Origin of the sequence: Klebsiella sp. CN_Kp073, assembly GCF_040065495.2 — a bacterium.
Classification (GTDB): Bacteria; Pseudomonadota; Gammaproteobacteria; order Enterobacterales; family Enterobacteriaceae; genus Klebsiella; species Klebsiella aerogenes.
The window spans coordinates 2292448-2311942 of record NZ_CM198051.1 but is presented as its reverse complement, the minus strand read 5'-3'; the positions used below and the strand labels follow the sequence as shown (position 1 = coordinate 2311942).

The 19495-nt window shown below is 57.4% G+C and carries 18 protein-coding genes; 6 read left to right on the top strand and 12 right to left on the bottom strand.

Going from position 1 to position 19495, the window contains the following annotated elements:
• Nucleotide 1: 1 nt before the first annotated feature.
• The 6 genes from paaF to paaA are packed head-to-tail and all read right to left on the bottom strand — an operon-like array spanning nucleotide 2 to nucleotide 4344.
• The gene (gene paaF, locus ABLV66_RS11105; protein ID WP_038422444.1) at nucleotides 2–769 is read right to left on the bottom strand and encodes a 2,3-dehydroadipyl-CoA hydratase PaaF; all 768 of its coding nucleotides are present in this window, start codon (nucleotides 767–769) and stop codon (nucleotides 2–4) included.
• A complete protein-coding gene (gene paaE / locus ABLV66_RS11100) occupies nucleotides 766–1836 on the bottom strand; it encodes a 1,2-phenylacetyl-CoA epoxidase subunit PaaE (RefSeq protein ID WP_213292497.1) in 1071 nt (356 codons plus the stop codon). The genes paaF and paaE overlap by 4 nt, the downstream gene beginning before the upstream one ends.
• A 7-nt stretch (nucleotides 1837–1843) precedes the next feature.
• Nucleotides 1844–2341 (bottom strand): 1,2-phenylacetyl-CoA epoxidase subunit PaaD, encoded by a 498-nt coding sequence (gene paaD, locus ABLV66_RS11095; RefSeq protein ID WP_047079065.1) that lies wholly within the window; start codon nucleotides 2339–2341, stop codon nucleotides 1844–1846.
• Nucleotides 2342–2352: 11 nt separating this feature from the next.
• Entirely contained in the window at nucleotides 2353–3108 is a 756-nt protein-coding gene (gene paaC, locus ABLV66_RS11090) for a 1,2-phenylacetyl-CoA epoxidase subunit PaaC (RefSeq protein ID WP_348876718.1), read from the bottom strand.
• 7 nt (nucleotides 3109–3115) lie between these two features.
• On the bottom strand, nucleotides 3116–3403 hold the full coding sequence (gene paaB / locus ABLV66_RS11085) for a 1,2-phenylacetyl-CoA epoxidase subunit PaaB (protein ID WP_004224492.1): 288 nt from the start codon (nucleotides 3401–3403) through the stop codon (nucleotides 3116–3118).
• 11 nt (nucleotides 3404–3414) lie between these two features.
• The gene (gene paaA / locus ABLV66_RS11080) at nucleotides 3415–4344 is read right to left on the bottom strand and encodes a 1,2-phenylacetyl-CoA epoxidase subunit PaaA (RefSeq protein ID WP_025713674.1); all 930 of its coding nucleotides are present in this window, start codon (nucleotides 4342–4344) and stop codon (nucleotides 3415–3417) included.
• 286 nt (nucleotides 4345–4630) lie between these two features.
• On the opposite strand from paaA, the gene paaZ reads away from it, so the two are divergent.
• Together paaZ and tynA are read left to right on the top strand one after the other, a co-directional pair.
• Nucleotides 4631–6676 (top strand): phenylacetic acid degradation bifunctional protein PaaZ, encoded by a 2046-nt coding sequence (gene paaZ, locus ABLV66_RS11075; RefSeq protein ID WP_348874632.1) that lies wholly within the window; start codon nucleotides 4631–4633, stop codon nucleotides 6674–6676.
• A gap of 278 nt (nucleotides 6677–6954) precedes the next feature.
• The gene (gene tynA / locus ABLV66_RS11070) at nucleotides 6955–9222 is read left to right on the top strand and encodes a primary-amine oxidase (protein WP_047038140.1); all 2268 of its coding nucleotides are present in this window, start codon (nucleotides 6955–6957) and stop codon (nucleotides 9220–9222) included.
• A 2-nt stretch (nucleotides 9223–9224) separates the two neighbouring features.
• On the opposite strand, the gene ABLV66_RS11065 is transcribed toward tynA, so the two are convergent.
• Nucleotides 9225–10175, bottom strand: coding sequence for a zinc-dependent alcohol dehydrogenase family protein (locus tag ABLV66_RS11065; RefSeq protein WP_348876719.1), 951 nt, complete (start codon nucleotides 10173–10175; stop codon nucleotides 9225–9227).
• A 240-nt stretch (nucleotides 10176–10415) separates the two neighbouring features.
• On the bottom strand, nucleotides 10416–11915 hold the full coding sequence (locus ABLV66_RS11060) for an aldehyde dehydrogenase family protein (protein WP_348876720.1): 1500 nt from the start codon (nucleotides 11913–11915) through the stop codon (nucleotides 10416–10418).
• Between the two features lie 235 nt (nucleotides 11916–12150).
• Between ABLV66_RS11060 and feaR the strand changes: the two genes are divergently transcribed.
• Nucleotides 12151–13059, top strand: coding sequence for a transcriptional regulator FeaR (gene feaR, locus ABLV66_RS11055; RefSeq protein WP_047067835.1), 909 nt, complete (start codon nucleotides 12151–12153; stop codon nucleotides 13057–13059).
• On the opposite strand, the gene ABLV66_RS11050 is transcribed toward feaR, so the two are convergent.
• Genes ABLV66_RS11050 through ABLV66_RS11040 form a run of 3 tightly spaced genes read right to left on the bottom strand, consistent with a single transcriptional unit; the run spans nucleotide 13060 to nucleotide 16206 of the window.
• Entirely contained in the window at nucleotides 13060–13383 is a 324-nt protein-coding gene (locus ABLV66_RS11050; RefSeq protein ID WP_047048925.1) for a YdbL family probable chaperone protein, read from the bottom strand.
• A gap of 7 nt (nucleotides 13384–13390) precedes the next feature.
• The gene (locus ABLV66_RS11045; RefSeq protein WP_015366326.1) at nucleotides 13391–13576 is read right to left on the bottom strand and encodes a YnbE family lipoprotein; all 186 of its coding nucleotides are present in this window, start codon (nucleotides 13574–13576) and stop codon (nucleotides 13391–13393) included.
• The gene (locus ABLV66_RS11040) at nucleotides 13573–16206 is read right to left on the bottom strand and encodes a YdbH family protein (protein ID WP_348876721.1); all 2634 of its coding nucleotides are present in this window, start codon (nucleotides 16204–16206) and stop codon (nucleotides 13573–13575) included. The genes ABLV66_RS11045 and ABLV66_RS11040 overlap by 4 nt, the downstream gene beginning before the upstream one ends.
• Before the next feature lie 186 nt (nucleotides 16207–16392).
• On the opposite strand from ABLV66_RS11040, the gene ABLV66_RS11035 reads away from it, so the two are divergent.
• The 3 genes from ABLV66_RS11035 to hslJ all read left to right on the top strand — a co-directional run bounded on the left by ABLV66_RS11035 (nucleotide 16393) and on the right by hslJ (nucleotide 18577).
• Nucleotides 16393–16893: a DedA family protein gene (locus ABLV66_RS11035; protein ID WP_348876722.1), complete on the top strand. Its 501-nt coding sequence runs from the start codon at nucleotides 16393–16395 to the stop codon at nucleotides 16891–16893.
• A gap of 146 nt (nucleotides 16894–17039) precedes the next feature.
• Nucleotides 17040–18029, top strand: a complete 990-nt coding sequence (locus ABLV66_RS11030) for a 2-hydroxyacid dehydrogenase (RefSeq protein ID WP_032711778.1) — start codon at nucleotides 17040–17042, stop codon at nucleotides 18027–18029.
• 125 nt (nucleotides 18030–18154) lie between these two features.
• Nucleotides 18155–18577 (top strand): heat shock protein HslJ, encoded by a 423-nt coding sequence (gene hslJ, locus ABLV66_RS11025; RefSeq protein WP_032711779.1) that lies wholly within the window; start codon nucleotides 18155–18157, stop codon nucleotides 18575–18577.
• A gap of 16 nt (nucleotides 18578–18593) precedes the next feature.
• On the opposite strand, the gene ABLV66_RS11020 is transcribed toward hslJ, so the two are convergent.
• Nucleotides 18594–18860, bottom strand: a complete 267-nt coding sequence (locus ABLV66_RS11020; protein WP_032711780.1) for a putative hemolysin — start codon at nucleotides 18858–18860, stop codon at nucleotides 18594–18596.
• Between the last annotated feature and the right edge of the window lie 635 nt (nucleotides 18861–19495).

Here is a 19495-nt window from a genome sequence, read left to right as displayed (position 1 = left end):
ATTAGCGTCCTTTAAATTCCGGTGTACGTTTTTGTAAGAAGGCGTCGATGCCTTCGCGGCGGTCCTCGGTGGCGCTCAGCAGGCTAAACAGCTGGCGCTCCTGTTGCAGACCGGCCTGCAGGCTGACTTCCTGCGACAGGCGCAGCGACTGTTTTGCCGCCCGTAGCGCCAGCGGCGAATGGCGGGCGATGGTGGCAGCCAGTTTCAGGGCGTACTCATCGGTTAACGCCGCCGGATGGATATCGCTGACCAACCCGGCCTGCTGGGCCTGGCGGGCGTCAATACTTTCGCCGCTCAGCACCATCCGGCTGGCCAGCGCCTTACCTACGCTGCGGATCAGCCGCTGGGTGCCGCCAGCGCCCGGCATAATGCCGAGGGTAATTTCCGGCAGGCCAAAACGGGCGTTGTCACCGGCGACAATCAGGTCGCACAGCAGGGCCAGCTCGCAGCCGGCGCCCAGCGCGTAGCCGTTGACCGAAGCGATGAGCGGTTTAGTAAAGGCATCGATTCGCCCCCACAACCGTGGGCGAATATCATCAAGGGTGGCAGGCAGATCTTTTTCAGCCATTTCGTTGAGGTCAGCCCCGGCGGCGAAAAAACGCGCGTTACCGCTGATAACGCAGACGCCGACGCTGTCATCAATTGACGCTGCCTCCAGCACCTCGGCAATCTGGGTTAAGAGGGCATTGTTCAGCGCGTTGCGGGCCTGCGGGCGGTTCAGCGTCAGCTGTAACACCCGGCCATGACGGTGGATCAGCAGGTCACTCATGCCATCCCCCGCGCGTCAAAGTCGACTACCACATCGCCGCTGGTCGGTAACGACTGGCAGCTCAGTACGTAACCCGCCGCCAGCTCATCCGCTTCCAGACTGTAATTGGCGGCCATCGCCACTTCGCCACGCAGCACTTTGCATTTACAGGTGGCGCATACCCCGCCCTTACAGGCAAATGGTAGATCCGCGCCCTGACGCAATGCGGCATCCAGGATGCTGTCGTCTTCGGCGCTGAGGGCGATCAGCCGATCGCGCCCGTCCTGGCGGATGGTTACCGTGCGCCCTTCCGCCTGTACGCCGGCGGCGCGCTTCACATTGCCGCCAGGTGTATTAAAGCGTTCGAGATGAATCGATTTCTCCGCTACGCCAAGTTCACGTAACGTTGCTTCCGCGTCGTCCATCATCGCCGCCGGTCCACAGATAAAGGCGTCATCGAAACGGCTGAAATCCAGTAAACGCGCGGAGAGTTGGCGCAGTTTGTCGCCGTCAATGCGCCCCTGTAAAAGATCGCTGTCCATCGACTCCTGGCTAAACAGGTGTATCACCTGCAGGCGCTGCGGATAGCGGTCTTTTAAATCGGCCAGCGCCTGGCGGAACATCATGCTATGGCTGCTGCGGTTGCCGTAGATCAGCGTGAAGCGGCTTTGCGGCTCGGTCGCCAGCGTCGCGCTAATGATCGCCATCATCGGCGTGATCCCGGAACCGGCGGCAATCGCCAGATATTCACCCTGCCGTTCAGCCTGCGGTTGATAACCGAAATGCCCCTGCGGCACCATCACTTCCAGCTCCATACCCTGCTGGATATCGTGCTGGGCGTAGCGCGAAAAGCGCCCGCCGTCGATAGCTTTGACCGCGACGCTAATTTCGCCGGGCGTGCGGCTGCGACAAATGGAATAACAGCGGCGCAGTTCTTCGCCGCCCAGACGGGCTTTTAGCGTCAGATGCTGGCCCGGACGAAAGCAATACTCCGCCTGCAGGGCTTGCGGAATCGCAAAAGTGATGGTCACCGCATCGCGGGTTTCCGGCTCGACTCTCGCCACCTTAAGCGAATGGAACGTCGTCATGGCAACCTCAAATACATTTAAAGTAATCAAAAGGTTCGCGGCAGCTGTCGCAGCGATAGAGCGCTTTGCAGGCCGTGGAACCGAATTCGCTAATCAGCGAGGTATGGGTGCTGCCGCAGCGCGGACAGCTCACCTCGGCGGGCATGTCCGCATGGCAGGCGTGCCCCTGCGGTGGGCTGATGCCGTACTGGCGCAGTCGCTCGCGGGCATCCTGGCTCATCCAGTCGGTGGTCCACGGCGGATCCAGCTGCAGGACGATATGTACCGGCACAAAGCCATGCTCGCTCATGACCGCGCGGATCTCGCCCAGCAGATGCTCCGTCGCCGGACAGCCCGAATAGGTCGGGGTAAAGCCAATCACCCAACCGTCGCCGTGGCGCGCGACGCTGCGCACCATACCGAGATCGGTGATAGTGAGTACCGGCACTTCCGGATCCGGGATCGCGCTTAATAATCCCCAGATGGTACGAACCTCTGCTGGAGCGATGTCGGCAAGACGTTGCATAGTCACCTCACTTACCACTGCAGTCCGGGATGCGAACGCTGCAGATACTGCATCTCCGCCAACAATGGGCCGAGATGTTCACTGTGCAGCCCCTGTTTGCCGCCGCTGCGGAAAGCCGCTTCCTGCGGGATCTGTAAGCCGGAGTCGAGCAGCGCCGTGTGTACCGCGCTTTGCCATTCGGCCTGAAGCTCGCGCGGATCAACCGCAATGCCCTGCTCAACCAGGAGGAGATCTACTTCATCGGCAAGGAACAGTTCGCCGGTGAAGCGCCACAGATTGTCGACCGCCTGCTGCATTTTGCGATTTGATTCCTCGGTGCCGTTACCAAGACGCTCCAGCCAGCCGCGGCTAAAGCGCTGGTGGTAACGCACCTCTTTCAGCCCTTTAGCGGCAATGGCCGCCAGCTGCGTATCGCGGCTGTTCACCAGACGGCTGAACAGGGCGACGTGCCAGACGTCGATAAAGAACTGACGGGCGATAGTGTCGGCAAAATTGCCGTTGGGCTGCTCCACCAGCAGCAGGTTGCTGAACTGGCGCTCATCGCGGCCAAAGGCCAGCGTATCTTCGTCGCCGCAGCCGTTAAGCTCGGCGGCATAGCTTAAAAAATTGCGCGCCTGGCCGAGCAGGTCCAGGCCGATGTTGGCCAGCGCAAGATCGATCTCGAGCTCGGGAGCATGGCCGCACCAGGCGCCTAAACGCTGGGCCAGAACCAGACCATTGTCGCCAAGACGCAGGGCGTAGGTGGCTACGGGGTTAGGGGTATTCATCGCCGCCTCACATATGTTCCATGCCGTCCGGCACGGTATAGAAAGTCGGATGACGGTAGACTTTGCTTTCCGCCGGGTCGAAGAATTCGCCGCGCTCTTCCGGCTGCGAAGCAACGATTTCGCTGGCCTTCACCACCCAAATCGAGCAGCCTTCGCTGCGGCGGGTATAGGCATCGCGGGCGTTCTCCAGCGCCATTTGATCGTCGGCGGCGTGCAGACTGCCAACGTGGCGATGGGATAACCCCTGTTTGCTACGAACGAACACTTCATATAACGGCCAGTAAACTTTGCTCATGTTCTCTCTCCTCATGCCGCGCTGCGGGCCTGCTGTTTTTGCGCATGGGCCAACGCGGCTTCGCGCACCCACTCGCCCTCTTCCCAGGCCTTACGTTTGGCGGCCAGTCGTTCGTGATTGCAAATCCCACGGCCGCTAATTACCTCGTTAAATTCCTGCCAGTCGATTTCGCCGAAGCGGTAGTGGCCGCTGGCTTCATCAAAGCGCAAATCCGGGTCCGGTACGGTCATGCCGAGGATCTCTACCTGCGGCACGGTGTTATCGACGAAGCGCTGACGCAACTCGTCGTTGGAGTGCAGTTTGATTTTCCACGCCATGCTGCGGGCGCTGTTCGGCGAGTTGTCATCGTTGGGGCCAAACATCATCAGCGCCGGCCACCAGAAGCGGTTAATAGCGTCCTGCAGCATCTGCCGCTGCGCGTCATTGCCCTGCGCCAGCGCCATGCAGGCTTCAAATCCCTGACGCTGGTGAAAGCTCTCTTCTTTGCAGATTTTGACCATCGCCCTGGCATAGGGGCCGTAAGAGGTCCGGCACAGCGCCACCTGGTTGACGATGGCCGCGCCATCGACCAGCCAGCCGATCACGCCGATATCCGCCCAGCTGAGGGTCGGATAGTTAAAAATGGAGGAGTATTTCATCTGCCCGTCGAGCATTTTCTGATACAGGTCTTCCCGCGCGCAGCCCAGCGTTTCCGCGGCGCTATAGAGATAAAGCCCATGCCCGGCCTCATCCTGTACCTTAGCCAGCAGGATCGCTTTGCGGCGCAGCGTCGGCGCGCGGGTGATCCAGTTGCCTTCCGGCAGCATGCCGACAATTTCCGAGTGCGCGTGCTGGCCTATCTGCCGAATCAAGGTCTTACGATAGGCATCCGGCATCCAGTCCTGCGGTTCGATGGCCGTTTCCTGCGCGATGCGCTGGTCAAAGCGTTGTTCTTCTGTCACGTCATCACCTTTATGATTCCGATATTCACAACAAAAACATTTATGTGAATCACTTTGTTTATTGAAGGTTACATATTGGTTAAATAAAACCACAAATTTTGTTTGTTCTTTTTGTGATGATAACCGCAAAACCTTTTGTAAATGGCAAATAAAACAGCAAGATAAGCACAACAGCTAATTAACCACCGATCACAATGTTAATAAAATATTAAATACGGGCTTGATTTTTATGATTCATAAAAGAACTATTTATAGATATCACACGTAACATATTTGGAGATTTGCGATGCAGCAGTTAGCCAGTTACTTATCCGGCGCCTGGCAGACCGGCCGGGGCCGCGCCCGTACTATCCATCACGCCATTACTGGCGCGGCGCTTTGGGAGGTGACCAGTGAAGGACTGGATATGGCGCAGGCGCGCCGCTTCGCGATTGAACGCGGTGGCAAAGCCCTGCAGGCGATGACCTTTATTGAACGTAGCGCGATGCTGAAAGCAGTGGCGAAACACCTGCTGGAGCAGAAAGCCGAGTTCTACGCCATCTCGGCGCAAACCGGCGCAACCCGCGCCGACAGTTGGGTGGATATTGAAGGCGGTATCGGTACTTTGTTCACTTATGCCGGGCTAGGTAGTCGCGAACTGCCGGACGATATCCTGTGGCCGGAGGACGAGCTAATTCCGCTCTCCAAACAGGGCGGTTTTGCCGCACGTCACGTGCTGACCTCGAAGTCGGGCGTCGCCGTACATATCAACGCCTTCAACTTCCCCTGCTGGGGAATGCTGGAAAAACTGGCGCCCACGTGGCTTGCCGGTATGCCGGCTATCATTAAACCGGCAACCGCTACCGCCCAGCTCACCCAGGCGATGGTAAAAGCGATTGTCGACAGCGGCCTGGTGCCGGAAGGCGCCATCAGCCTGATTTGCGGCGGCGCGGGCGATCTTCTCGACCATCTCGATAGCCAGGACGTGGTGACCTTTACCGGCTCTGCCGCCACCGGCCAGCAGCTACGGTCGCATCCTAACCTGGTGGCCAAATCCATTCCCTTTACCATGGAAGCTGATTCGCTCAACTGCTGCGTATTAGGCGAAGATGTCACCCCGGAGCAACCGGAATTCGCGCTGTTTATTCGGGAAGTGGTCCGCGAGATGACGGCGAAAGCCGGGCAAAAATGTACCGCTATCCGCAGAATCATTGTGCCACTAGCTCAGATTAATGCGGTTAGCGATGCACTGATCTCCCGCCTGCATAAAGTAACCGTCGGTGACCCTGCGCAGGAGGGCGTTAAAATGGGGGCCCTGGTTAATAGCGAACAGCGTCAGGATGTGCAGGATAACGTCAATAAACTGATTGCCGCCGGCTGCGAAGCCCTGCTTGGCGGACAGGCAGATCTTAATGCTGACGGCGCATTCTTCCCGCCGACCCTGTTGTACTGCTCACAGCCGGATGAAACGCCGGCAGTCCACGCCATTGAGGCTTTTGGCCCGGTGGCGACACTGATGCCATATCGTGACCGCCAGCATGCGCTGACGCTGGCGCGCGCCGGCGGCGGTAGTCTGGCCGGGACGTTGGTCACCGCCAGCGGCGAACTGGCGCGCGAGTTTATCCTTGGCGCCGCGCGCGCGCATGGTCGTATTCAGATCCTTAACGAGGAGTCTTCGGCAGAGTCAACCGGCCACGGCTCGCCGCTGCCGCAGCTGGTACACGGCGGCCCCGGCCGCGCTGGCGGCGGAGAAGAGCTTGGCGGGCTGCGTTCGGTGAAACACTATATGCAGCGTACCGCGGTCCAGGGCAGCCCAACGATGCTGGCGACCATCGGCCAGCAGTGGGTGCGTGGCGCGCAGGTTAGCGAAGACCGCATTCATCCCTTCCGTAAATACTTCGAAGAAATCCAGCCTGGCGATAGCTTATTAACCCCGCGGAGAACCCTGACCGAAGCGGATATCGTTAACTTCGCCTGCCTGAGCGGCGACCATTTCTATGCGCATATGGACAAAATCGCCGCCGCCGAGTCGATTTTCGGCGAGCGGGTGGTTCACGGCTATTTCCTGATCTCCGCAGCGGCCGGGCTATTCGTCGATGCCGGCGTCGGGCCGGTTATCGCCAACTATGGCATGGAAAACCTGCGCTTTATTGAACCCGTCAAACCGGGAGACACCATTCAGGTTCGCCTGACCTGTAAGCGGAAAACGGTTAAACGTCAGCGCAGCGCCGATGAGAAAGCCACCGGCGTCGTTGAATGGGCTGTTGAGATTTTCAACCAGCACCAGCAGGCGGTGGCACTGTATTCCATTCTTACCCTGGTGGCGCGCCAGCAGGGAGATTTCCCGGCGTGATGCGCTGAAAATCGCCCGGCGGCGCTGCGCTTGCGCGGGCCTACAGACAGTCAAACCCGGTTGGGTAGGCCGGGTAAGGCGTCAGCCGCCACCCGGCAAAAAAAACGGCGCACGTTCTCAATGCCTCTACGGAGGCATTTTTTACGTCCGTCTGGCAAAACTGACAAACAAGCTGGCAAAAGCAAACAAACGTTCCTGAGCAGCAGACTGCTAGGGTAAGCGTAACAAAGCCGACATTCGCAGCGGCAATAACAACACAACAATAAGATGAGGTCACAATGGCAAACGGCTTAATGTTTTCCCCTCGTAAAACCGCGCTGGCGCTGGCTGTCGCGGTGATTTGCGCCTGGCAATCACCGGTCTTCGCTCACGGTAGCGAAGCGCACATGGTGCCGTTGGATAAAACGCTGCAGGAATTCGGCGCCGACGTGCAGTGGGATGACTACGCGCAAATGTTTACCCTGATAAAAGACGGCGCTTACGTCAAAGTCAAGCCCGGCGCCAAAACGGCGATCGTCAACGGTAAATCCCTTGATCTACAGGTGCCGGTGGTAATGAAGGAAGGTAAAGCCTGGGTCTCCGATACCTTTATCAACGATGTGTTCCAGTCCGGTCTCGATCAGACCTTCCAGGTAGAAAAGCGCCCTCACCCGTTAAACTCCCTCTCGGCGGCGGAAATCGGTGAAGCGGTGACCATTGTTAAAGCCGCGCCGGAGTTCCAGCCGAATACCCGCTTTACTGAGATTTCCTTACACGAACCGGACAAGGCGGCGGTATGGGCCTTTGCCCTGCAGGGAACGCCCGTTGATGCCCCGCGCACCGCCGATGTGGTGATGCTCGATGGCAAACATGTCATTGAAGCCGTCGTCGATCTGCAAAACAAAAAAATCCTCTCATGGACGCCAATTAAAGGCGCCCACGGGATGGTGCTGCTCGATGATTTTGTCAGCGTGCAGAACATTATCAATGCCAGCAGCGAATTCGCTGAGGTGCTGAAAAAGCACGGTATCACCGATCCCAGCAAAGTGGTCACCACGCCGCTCACCGTTGGCTACTTTGATGGCAAAGATGGCCTGCAGCAGGATGCGCGTCTGCTGAAGGTAGTCAGTTATCTGGATACCGGCGACGGCAACTACTGGGCGCACCCGATTGAAAACCTGGTGGCGGTGGTCGACCTTGAAGCGAAGAAAATTATCAAAATTGAAGAAGGCCCGGTGATCCCGGTCCCAATGGAACCACGACCTTATGATGGCCGAGACCGCAACGCCGCGGCGGTGAAACCGCTGGATATTACCGAACCGGAAGGCAAAAACTATACGATTACCGGCGATACCATCCACTGGCGGAACTGGGATTTCCACCTGCGCCTTAACTCGCGCGTCGGGCCCATTCTCTCGACGGTGACTTACAACGATAACGGCACAAAACGCCAGGTGATGTATGAAGGTTCCCTCGGCGGGATGATCGTTCCCTACGGCGACCCGGACGTCGGCTGGTATTTCAAAGCCTACCTCGACTCCGGCGATTACGGCATGGGCACTCTGACATCGCCGATTGTCCGCGGCAAAGATGCGCCATCGAATGCGGTACTGCTGGATGAAACTATCGCCGATTACACCGGCAAACCGACCACGATTCCCGGCGCGGTCGCCATATTTGAACGCTATGCCGGGCCGGAATATAAGCATCTGGAAATGGGCAAACCTAACGTCAGCACCGAGCGCCGGGAACTGGTGGTACGCTGGATCAGTACCGTCGGGAACTATGATTATATCTTTGACTGGGTGTTCCACGACAACGGCACCATCGGCATCGATGCCGGCGCCACCGGGATTGAAGCCGTTAAAGGCGTGATGGCGAAGACCATGCACGACCCCAGCGCCAAAGAGGATACCCGCTACGGGACGCTGATCGACCATAATATTGTCGGCACCACCCACCAGCATATTTATAATTTCCGCCTCGATCTCGACGTGGACGGCGAAAACAACACCCTGGTGGCGATGGATCCTGAAGTGAAGCCAAACACCGCCGGCGGCCCGCGCACCAGCACCATGCAGGTGAATCAGTACACAATCGATAGCGAGCAGAAAGCGGCGCAGAAATTCGACCCTGGCACCATCCGCCTGCTGAGCAACACCAGCAAAGAGAACCGCATGGGTAACCCGGTCTCTTACCAGATTATCCCTTATGCCGGCGGCACGCACCCGGCGGCGACCGGCGCCAGGTTCGCCCCGGACGAGTGGATATATCATCGTCTGAGCTTTATGGATAAACAGCTGTGGGTGACGCGCTACCATCCAGGCGAACGTTATCCGGAAGGAAAATATCCCAACCGCTCCGCCCAGGATACCGGCTTAGGCCAGTACGCAAAGGATGATGAGTCGCTGACTAACCACGATGACGTCGTATGGATTACCACCGGCACCACGCACGTCGCGCGCGCCGAAGAGTGGCCGATCATGCCGACCGAGTGGGCGCACGCGCTGCTCAAGCCGTGGAACTTCTTTGACGAAACCCCAACGCTTGGCGAGAAGAAAAAATAATCTTAACCCGCGGTAAAATCGAGCAGGATTTTACCGCTTCTTCCCGGCTGGCCTGCGGCGGCAATCGCTTCACGCCAGTCGCGCAGCTTTATCACCTGCGCTGCAGGCTGCGCCGTGGTCGACAGCTGTCGCCAGATCGCCGTAAAAGCAGCCTGCCACGCATCGACGCTGAGTGTTGGTAAGGCCTCCCGCAGATGAAATTTGCGTACCGATGCGCTGCCTCGCGTCTGGGTGAGCGGTTTACCGGATAGCAAGCCGTAAGAGACAAGCGTTGACGACTGCGGCAGTACCGATAGCAGAAAGTCAGCCAGCTCACCGCCCACCGCATCAAACACCAGATCGCTGTACTGACTCACTTGTTCAATCAGCGCCCTGTCACCTTCGAGTAGCGGATAGACGCCATACTGCTGTAAGCGCGGGATGTGCTGCGGCGAGCGAATAATACCGCTTACCGAACGCGCGCCCATGGCGAGCGCCCACTGTCCCAGCAAGCTGGCGCAGGACGATGAAGCCGCGGTCAAAAGCAGATGTTTCCCCGCCACCGGCCAGCGCGTCAGCATCAGCATTGCGGTCAGCGGATTGATATAGCCGCGCGCGGCCAGGATGTCATCTATCTCTTCAGCGACCGGCACCAGCCAGCGCGGGTCAATATCAAGATAACGCTGCCAGGTTCCGGCGCCGCGCAGCGGCAGAACCCGCAGCCCCAGTCGTGGACGCCCACTCGTCGCGTCTTCAATCACCACACCAACACCTTCATAGCCCGCTACCGATGGCAGCGTCGTACGATGGCGGTAAGCGCCGGTAATGGGAATCAGATCGGAAGGGTTGACCGGCGCATAGCGCATTTGTACCCGAACAAGTCCGGGCGCCAGCGGCGGCAACGGCAGGTGATGCAGCGCGAGCACCGTTTCCGGCGCGCCGTACTGCTGATAGCAAAGCGCATCATTCCACATAGCGGGGCAACATCAGAAAAAAAGAGCGCCGATCATAGCAAATCAGCGCTCAGGGGGAAGAGGTATGTGCGCCTTCTCCGGGCTACCAAATCGCACAGCACTGTAGCCCCGGTAAGCGGCAGCGCCACCGGGGGGTTTTGAGATCACCAGCACCAGTAGTGTCAGCCAGCGTGGTGAATAAATTAAAGGCAGGCCGCACGAACCGTAGGTCGGATAAGCGTAGCGCCATCCGACAAAAAATCAGTAGCGCACGCACACCGATTTGGTTTCGCACCAGTCGTCCAGCCAATCCGGACCAAAATCGCGCCCGGTACCGGACTGCTTCATCCCGCCGAACGGCAGGTTGGCATCAATCAGCGTATGGCTGTTGACCCATACTGTACCGGCCTGCAGACGATCGGTATAGTTCAGCGCCTGAGTCAGGTCGCGGGTCCAGACGCTGGCGGTGAGGCCAAAATCACTGTCGTTGGCTAAGCGTAGCGCCTCTTCGCCATCGGCGACGCGCACCAGGTTCACCACCGGGCCAAACACCTCTTCGCGATTCAGGCGCAGCCCGGCATCCGGATTAATCACCAGCGTCGGCGCAATATAAAAACCGTTACCATTCGGTCCAACGTTACCGCTGATCAGCTCGGCGTTTTGCTTACGCGCTTCGTCCAGATAAGCGGCCACTTTGGCGCAGTGCGCCTGCGACACCACCGGGTTAATTTGCGTCGTTTCAACCATTCCCGGCCCCACCTGCAGCGACTTGACCGCCTGCTCAAAGCCAGCGACCAGGTTATCAAACAGCGGCGCTTCGATATAGATCCGCGAACTGGCGGCGCATACCTGCCCCTGATTGAGGAAACTTCCGGTCATTAACCCTTCAATCACCCACTGCGGATCGGCATCTTTCAGCACGATGGCCGGGTTTTTGCCGCCGAGTTCAAGGGTTACGCGGGTCAGGCGATCGGCCGCCGCGCGGGCAATCTGTTTGCCGGTGGCGGTCGAACCGGTGAAGCTCACTTTCGCCACCTGCGGATGGGTGGTTAAGGCCGCCCCGCACTCGGCGCCGCTACCGGTGACGACGTTAAAGACGCCGTCCGGGATCCCGGCCTCCGTGGCCAGCTCCGCGACTCGCAGCAGGGTTAACGGCGTGGTCTCAGAGGGTTTAATCACAATGGAACAACCGGAGGCCAGCGCCGGCATCACCTTCCACATGCCGATCATCAGCGGGAAGTTCCAGGGAACAATCCCCGCCACCACCCCAACCGGCTCTTTACGGGTCCACGCCTGATAGCGCGCGCCTTCCGGGAACGGAATGGAAACGTCCAGCGTACGGCCGCTGATTTTAGTGGTCAATCCGGCGGTGTAGCGCATCCAGTTGAGGGTGCAACCGACTTCAAACGCGCGCGAGATATTGATCGACTTACCCTGTTCAAGGGTTTCGAGCTGCGCCAGCTCTTCACCATGCTGTTCCACCAGATCGGCGAAGCGCAACAGGATCCGTTCGCGCTCGGCCGGCGTGCGCCCGGCCCAGCTACGGCCGACAAAAGCGCGCCAGGCGGACATCACCGCGCGGTCAACGTCGGCGGCATTAGCATCTGCCGTCGTGGCAATCGCCTGGCCGGTGGCCGGGTCCCAGACGGTTAAGCGTTTTTCGCTCTGCGCCGCCTGCTGGTTGCCATCAATATATAAGCCATGCTGTCTGTCGAGAAATTGCTGTACGCTGGCGAGCAGCGCGACCTGTGATGTGGACATGCGACTTCCTTATTGTTCGCGGATAGTGCACACAGTCTAGGACGGGTCAGCCATTTGCGCTTTTTTCTCTGTGACAATCATTTTTGCCGCTGTGACAGGCCCCGCAATTAAGCCCCCTGGCAGGCGGCGAAATGTGCCGCAGGTAATAGTTCTTTCATATACTCCACGCTGCGCTCTTGCCACTCACGGCGTAAATGCAACAATACAGAAACATTATTTTTACAGGATGCAGACGATGGCGACGGTAGAAAACGGGCAGGACTATCAGCGTTGGTTAGCGAAGATTAATCAGGTATGCGGCCATTTTGCCGCCCGTCCGCTGGAAGGCGCGTTCCATGGCGAGATTGATGCAAGCTATACCGGCAGCCTCAAAGTCAGTACCGTCACCGCCCGCGGCGTCAATCTTTACCGCACCCGTAATGAAATTAAACGCGACAACGACGCCTGGTTCTATACCGTTTTTCAGCTCGAGGGCCAGGCGGCTATCGAGCAGGACGAGCGCCAGGTAGTGCTTGAGGCCGGCGATATCACGCTCATTGATGCCTCACGTCCCTGCTCTATCTTCTGGCAACAAACGTCAAAACAGGCTTCGCTGCTGCTGCCCCGCCAGCTTGTGGAAAGCCAGCTGCACGGCAGCGACATCAGCATCGCCACCCGGCTGAATAAAACGCTGCCGATGGTCCAGCTTAGCCAACGGCTGCTGCAAGAAAGTATGCGCAGCCCGGCGCTCTCAGAAAGCGAAGGCGAAGCGGCGCTGGAGGCTATCGTCTGCCTGTTACGCCCAATGCTGCAGCAGCATGACGCGCCGCCGACGCGCCGGGACAAGCAATTTCAAAAAATCATGGCGTTGATAGATGAGTCGATACAGTCAGAGCAGCTGCGTCCGGAGTGGCTGGCCGGGGAAACCGGCATGTCGGTACGCAGCCTGTACCGCCTGTTTGCCGATAAGGGGCTGGTGGTCGCGCAGTATATTAAAAACCGGCGTCTCGACCTGTGCGCACGGGCGCTACAAAACGCCCACGATGAAGAGAAGCTGGCGGGAATTGGCTACAGTTGGGGCTTTACCGACCATAGCCATTTTTCGACTGCGTTTAAGCAGCGCTTCGGCGTATCGCCCGGCGAATACCGTAAACGCTATCGTTAACTATTTGCGCAGCCATTTGCCGTTAATACCCTGCACATATTCCCCCGGCTGCGCCCGGGCGACCAGCTTCTGCCCGGCCATTTTCGCCACTTCATCCACCGGCAGATTATTGTCATCCGCCAGTTGCTGATAGCTTTCGCTGCGCGCGGCATTAATCTGTTTAACTAACGCCAACGTCTGCGCATCCTGTTTCAGCGGCGCCAGGTAGCCGTTCAGCGTTTCCCCCACCCGCCCCTGCGCCCGCGCCTCATTCAAGGTCAGCGCCAGCGCCGGGCTACTCAATAGCATTAACGCCAGGGTGGCTGTCAGCAGTCGTTTTTTCATTATCGCCTCAGAACAGATCGCTACGCGACTTCAGCAGATTTTCGACGTCCTTATCCACCTTAATATGAATCTCATGCTCAATTTTGACATTCATATTGATGGTGATCGGCTCCTTGGACGCGGCGATTTCAATACGCGGCGTACAGCCTGCCAGCAGCAGGGTCGCCAGCGCCGCGGCGAACAGTTTTATCATTTTGGTTCCTTACATGTATCCGTACAGCGCGGGGCGGGCAGTTTCGCATTCTGCTCAAGCCATGCCTGCAAATTATCGCCGAAGCGCAAGCTGCGCCACAGATCGAAAATATTCTCTTCATGGGTATAGTTTAAATGCACAGTGCTGCTTTTTCCGTCCACCCGGCTGGTGCCGCTAATCGCCGCGCTCATCGTCAGCTTGCCGAGATTATCAAGGTTGATACGCGTCCAGGATTTCGAGACTTCCATATAGCGCAGCCAGTTGATCGCCGCGCCGGCGGAAACGTTGTCGGCCACCAGCGCATCGGCGGTATCTTTATCCAGACGCATGGTCATCGGGCCGGGGTTGCTAAACCAGCCGTCTTTAATAATCCACCGATCGTTGTTCAGCCATAACGGTAACGCGCCGTTAAACGCGCCAGACACCGCAAACTGTTTTACTTTGATGGCGCTGATTAATTCACTACTGGAGATATTCTGCAGACGCAGTAGCGCCGGCTGATGCTGCGGCATCCTTAGCTGCTGCATGGTCAGCTTGCCGCCAAGGATATCAACATTGACGTTGCTCAATTCCAGCGGATCCTGCTCGCTCCAGGGCCATGTTCCCTGGAGATCGGCGCTGAGATTTTTGGCGGTAAACTGGTTGACGATTTCGCCAATGCGCAGCGAAACCGGACGGCGGGTACCGAGCTGCCAGCTTCCGCCGCTGAAGCGGAATGGCAGAACAAAGTCGACGCCGTTGATTTGGTTGTCCGGCATCCAGGCGCTACCGCCTTTTAAGACGCCGTGGCCCCCGGCCTCAAAGCCCTGCCCGGCTGCCGCGGAAAATGCTACCTGCGCATACATATCACCTTCACGCAGGGTCATTTTCCAGTCCGGCGGGATCAGCGGCTGGAATACGCTAAGCGACTGTTTCGGCCACCAGGCCTGGCCACGCAGGCGTTCGCCGTCCCAACGGCCGGTCAGACGAATCGGGCCGATTTTCTCCGCGTGTAATGAGCCGTTAAACAGGAACCAGGTCGGATCGCGGCCATCAATATTGAATTTTAGCGTTGACGGCGGCAGAACGCTGCCGCCGCTGAAAGTGGTTTTACCGGCATCAAGCGACAACGCGCCGCTGAATTTTGGATGCTGTTCACTGCGCAGCCAGTGAATGGGTTTATCGAGGGTCAGGCGCGGTGTGCTGACCAGCATGGTGCCGTACTGTAGCTTATCGAACCCGGTCGACAGGCTGTTAAGAATAATGGCGCTGTCCCGCCACTCGCCGGCGCCCTTCACATCCCAGCGCGCCTGCATCGGCGTAAAGTGACCATCTCCCCAGTATCGCCACGACCAGCGACCGCGGTCGGGCATAAAGTTGTCGGCCTGCCCATCCAGATGCAGGATGAAATCGCCCATTTCCTGTTCGTGGGCGCGCAGTATCGCCTGCAGGCGGCCATCCACCCCCTGCTGAGTCACTTTCACTCCCGCCAACGGCAGGCGGATCTCATCGATATTCAGCGAGTCAATCACCCGCCCGCGCGAGCGCAGCAGCGCGCCGGGATGAAAAACCAGCTCCGGCGTCGTTAGCGGCCCGCTGAGTTTCGCGGGCAGCACGGCGTAAAAAATCATATCGTCGAGCTTGGCTTCGCCGGTCAGGCTGAGCGGCATGTCGCTGTGATCCATGCTTAGCTTACCTGGGCCAATGTTCAGCACGGCGTTCCCCTTACCGGCTTCACCGTGCGTTAACACATTGAGCCGGCCGCTGATTTCCATCTCTTCGGTGCCTTTTTGCCAGTCGCCAACCGATAGCGCCACCCGCCCGCTAAGCGGATAGCCGGCATAAACCGCGTTCCAGCGCCCGTCGCTGATGGTGATACGTTCAGGGGTTATTTCCCACGGCAGGTCGAGCATCGGCTCGACCTCGCCGCGCGGCGTGACCAGCAGCTGGCCGCGATTTTTCTGCCATTCCAGTTCCGCATCCACCAGACCCGGCGTTTGCGGGAATTCGAAAGTGCTGACCAGATGACCGTCGACCGGTAGGCCATCCGGCACCAGCGGCATTTCGAATTCACCGACCAGCTTAACTGGCGCCTGATCTTCCACCAGCCGCGCGCTGAAATTGCTGACCGTTAAGGTCTGGCCGCGCAGTTTCGCCTGTAGCGTGACCTCTTTGCCTGAATAACCGATATCCTGCTGCCCAGGCGTCAACGACATCACCAGTTTTCCCTGCCATTTTTCCCACGGCGACAGGCGCAGATTGTCGATAGTTAACCAGCTATACGGCAGCATCGATTGCCACTCGGCGAGGGTTCGCGGCGCGCCGGAGAGCGGCTCGCTGGCGGGGATCTTAGCCAGGCAGGCGCTATTGATATCCAGTTCACTCAGGTGTAACCGCCAGCGGCTGGGACGGGTAAGACGCGCGTTGCTGACGCGAGCAATTTCACAATCGCCCACCAGGTAGCGTAAATCGGGGATAACCAACGAGGAGCGCGTCAGGCGCGGACTTTCGCCAAGCGAGATCCGCGTGCCGACCGGCAGCCAGATACCCGCCAGCGTCGGAACCCAATGCGTTAATGTGGCCAGCAGGGCCAACGGCAGCAAAATTAGAGCTAATAACAGCGCAAGAGCGGCTTTATATTTACCCTTCATGGGCAGTCAAATCCTGATTCTAAGTAAAAGCCGATAAGCGCCTATTGTGGCACGTTCGACCCGCGAGTGAAAGTTAACGTCCAGATTAAGGATAGCCGCACTCATTTCTGCTGAAAAAATATTTAGTCTTCGTTTAAATTATGCCTGCGACACTTGGAAAAACAGGTAATAAGGAGCCGTTATTCCGTGGAGCTCATTATCTCGCTGATCGAACGCGCGCAGAGCCACTATTCATTGGTATTACTGATTGTTTTCCTGCTGACCTTCAGTAAATCCTGCGCCCTCATCTCTTTTGTGATCCCCGGGACCTCCGGTTTGCTGGTGCTCGGGGCGTTGGCGTCAACCAGTATCGGTCATTTCTTGCTAATGTGGCTAAGCGCCAGCCTCGGCGCAATCGGCGGATTCTGGCTCTCATGGCAAATTGGCCGTCGCTATCAGCATCATCTGCAGCGTCTGCGCTGGCTCAGCGCCGAACGAGTGCTGCGCAGCCAGCTATTCCTGCGCCGTCACGGCGGTTGGGCGGTATTCTTTAGCCGCTTTCTGTCGCCGCTGCGAGCAACGTTACCGCTGGTTACCGGCGCCAGCGGTACGCCGCTATGGCGTTTTCAGGTGGCCAACGTTGCATCGGGTTTACTCTGGCCATTTATCCTGCTGGCGCCGGGAGCATTTAGCCTTAGTTTTTGGTGAAACGTATTGTCTTTTAAAGAGATTTCTTAAGACTGCGATATGCTCTAGAATTAATATCATAACCTGATGATTAAACTAATTTTTAATATTTGTAAGATTATTTTAATTATGCTACCGTGACGGTATTATCACTAGAGGAAAGCCTTATGAAAATCGCTGTTTATAGTACCAAGCAGTACGATAAAAAGTATCTGCAGCATGTTAACGACGCATACGGCTTTGAACTGGAATTTTTCGACTTCCTGCTGACCGAAAAGACCGCAAAAACGGCCAACGGTTGTGAAGCGGTATGTATCTTCGTTAACGACGACGGTAGCCGTCCGGTGCTGGAAGAGCTGAAAGCCCACGGCGTGAAATACATCGCGCTGCGCTGCGCCGGGTTTAACAACGTCGATCTTGACGCTGCTAAAGAGCTGGGTCTGCGCGTCGTGCGCGTTCCGGCCTACTCGCCGGAAGCCGTAGCAGAACACGCTATCGGTATGATGATGTCCCTGAACCGCCGTATCCACCGTGCTTACCAACGTACCCGCGATGCCAACTTCTCGCTGGAAGGGCTGACCGGCTTCACGATGTACGGTAAAACCGCGGGAGTGATCGGCACCGGCAAAATCGGCGTCGCGACGCTGCGGATCCTTAAAGGTTTCGGTATGCGCCTGCTGGCGTTTGATCCCTATCCGAGCGCGGCGGCGCTGGATCTCGGCGTTGAATATGTCGACCTGCCGACGCTGTACGCGCAGTCCGACGTTATCTCGCTGCACTGCCCGCTTACCGACGAAAACTATCACCTGCTCAATCAGGCAGCCTTCGATCAGATGAAAGACGGCGTGATGGTCATTAATACCAGCCGCGGCGCGCTAATCGATTCTCAAGCGGCTATCGACGCGCTGAAGCATCAGAAAATCGGCGCGCTGGGAATGGACGTGTATGAAAATGAACGCGATCTGTTCTTTGAAGATAAATCGAACGATGTCATTCAGGATGACGTGTTCCGCCGGCTCTCCGCCTGCCACAACGTGTTGTTTACCGGCCACCAGGCGTTCCTGACGGCTGAAGCGCTGATCGGTATTTCCGAAACAACGTTGAGTAATCTTCAGCAGGTTGCTAAGGGCGAAACCTGTCCGAACGCGCTGGTCTAAGCTTCTTTCCCCTTTTGTGCTCCCCGTTAGCGGGGGGCACATTCAGACAATCCCCACAGATCCTGCCTGCATTACAGTTACACTGTTTTTCGTTTTATTGATATGACAAATGTTTTGGAGTACGAATGAATAAGTTTGCTGCACTGCTGGCGGCGGGAATGCTGCTATCGGGCTGCGTATACAACAGCAAAGTTTCTACCAATGCCGAACAACTGCAACATCACCGTTTTGTGCTGACCAGCGTTAACGGCCAGGCGCTACCGACAGGCCAGACGCCGCCGCCGGAAATTAGCTTCGGCGAAAAAATGTATGTGTCAGGCACGATGTGCAACGGCTTCAGCGGCCAGGGCAAGCTGTCTGACGGCGAGCTAAAAGTTGAACAGCTGGCGATGACGCGTAAGCTGTGCGCGGATCCGCAACGGAACGCGCTGGATAATACCCTCAGCAAAATGCTGCGCGATGGCGCGCAGGTCGATCTGACGGAGAATCAGCTCACGCTGGCGACCGCCGACCAATCACTGGTGTATAAACTCGCCGATTTAATGTAGCGAGACGCGTTGCGTATTAGTAGTTTCCGCAGCTTCCGCCCGCTAATGCCTGCTCGCTGCAGCGTTTACCATTCGGTAGTGCGCACATGCCAATAGCGCTGCCATCAAGCTGGCGGGCGACGGATAATGAACCGCCAACCATCGCGCAATTCGCCTGGCCGCTGTCGCTCATCGCCGCGCGCATGCCGGGCGGTACGTGTGCCGCAGTGGCTTGTTGCACCGGCTCGTTGCTACAAGCCGACAGTAATAACGCAGCGCACCCCACTAAAAACGCAGCTCGCATCCTCTCCCCCTTTCAGAAACATCTTAGAATAAACAAACTCAAGAATAATAGGCAGCGCAGCGCCTGCCGTCGAGAGGCGAAATACGTATTTATGCGCCTCATTAACATTTTCTAGCAAATTTTCCGCTTAAAGCTTGATCTCGGCAGGCAAAGCGCCTTACCAGCGCGCTTTTCATCCCAGCCCGAAATATTTTCCCGACGAAAAAATCACGGTTGCAGCGACCGGGCGGCATAGTTTGCACATGATGATTGCGGTGCCGGGTGCCTCCCGGTGAATTAGCCAGTTCGAGCTAATTCGCGTGCTAATTTTCGCCAACAGGGAACTGAACTGAACGCTCCGCCGCAGAGGGGAATTCACCGCAGCAAATAAATAGCACGCGATTGCCGGTTGGCTAAAAGCTATTAAATTTAAAAATATATTTTGCTTTGTTTAAGCGATGCATCGCCGGTATCCGTCACTACCTTTTGAGCCCTCTGGCCAGCCACTTTTCTGTTTTTCCGCCAAAAAATTGATCCAAACATAGATAAGGACATTCCCAAGGACACAAATGCGAAAATGGTCGCGGCGGGCGTTTGCTAAAATATGGAAATAACAACAGGACTCGTCGCCGTTTCACGAGTCCCTTCTTTTTGCG

What these genes read in the sequence shown, in the direction of transcription:
- paaF (WP_038422444.1), bottom strand. Translation starts at nt 769, where the DNA reads ATGAGTGACCTGCTGATCCACCGTCATGGCCGGGTGTTACAGCTGACG.
- paaE (WP_213292497.1), bottom strand. Translation starts at nt 1,836, where the DNA reads ATGACGACGTTCCATTCGCTTAAGGTGGCGAGAGTCGAGCCGGAAACC.
- paaD (WP_047079065.1), bottom strand. Translation starts at nt 2,341, where the DNA reads ATGCAACGTCTTGCCGACATCGCTCCAGCAGAGGTTCGTACCATCTGG.
- paaC (WP_348876718.1), bottom strand. Translation starts at nt 3,108, where the DNA reads ATGAATACCCCTAACCCCGTAGCCACCTACGCCCTGCGTCTTGGCGAC.
- paaB (WP_004224492.1), bottom strand. Translation starts at nt 3,403, where the DNA reads ATGAGCAAAGTTTACTGGCCGTTATATGAAGTGTTCGTTCGTAGCAAA.
- paaZ (WP_348874632.1), top strand. Translation starts at nt 4,631, where the DNA reads ATGCAGCAGTTAGCCAGTTACTTATCCGGCGCCTGGCAGACCGGCCGG.
- tynA (WP_047038140.1), top strand. Translation starts at nt 6,955, where the DNA reads ATGGCAAACGGCTTAATGTTTTCCCCTCGTAAAACCGCGCTGGCGCTG.
- ABLV66_RS11065 (WP_348876719.1), bottom strand. Translation starts at nt 10,175, where the DNA reads ATGTGGAATGATGCGCTTTGCTATCAGCAGTACGGCGCGCCGGAAACG.
- ABLV66_RS11060 (WP_348876720.1), bottom strand. Translation starts at nt 11,915, where the DNA reads ATGTCCACATCACAGGTCGCGCTGCTCGCCAGCGTACAGCAATTTCTC.
- feaR (WP_047067835.1), top strand. Translation starts at nt 12,151, where the DNA reads ATGGCGACGGTAGAAAACGGGCAGGACTATCAGCGTTGGTTAGCGAAG.
- ABLV66_RS11050 (WP_047048925.1), bottom strand. Translation starts at nt 13,383, where the DNA reads ATGAAAAAACGACTGCTGACAGCCACCCTGGCGTTAATGCTATTGAGT.
- ABLV66_RS11045 (WP_015366326.1), bottom strand. Translation starts at nt 13,576, where the DNA reads ATGATAAAACTGTTCGCCGCGGCGCTGGCGACCCTGCTGCTGGCAGGC.
- ABLV66_RS11040 (WP_348876721.1), bottom strand. Translation starts at nt 16,206, where the DNA reads ATGAAGGGTAAATATAAAGCCGCTCTTGCGCTGTTATTAGCTCTAATT.
- ABLV66_RS11030 (WP_032711778.1), top strand. Translation starts at nt 17,040, where the DNA reads ATGAAAATCGCTGTTTATAGTACCAAGCAGTACGATAAAAAGTATCTG.
- hslJ (WP_032711779.1), top strand. Translation starts at nt 18,155, where the DNA reads ATGAATAAGTTTGCTGCACTGCTGGCGGCGGGAATGCTGCTATCGGGC.
- ABLV66_RS11020 (WP_032711780.1), bottom strand. Translation starts at nt 18,860, where the DNA reads ATGCGAGCTGCGTTTTTAGTGGGGTGCGCTGCGTTATTACTGTCGGCT.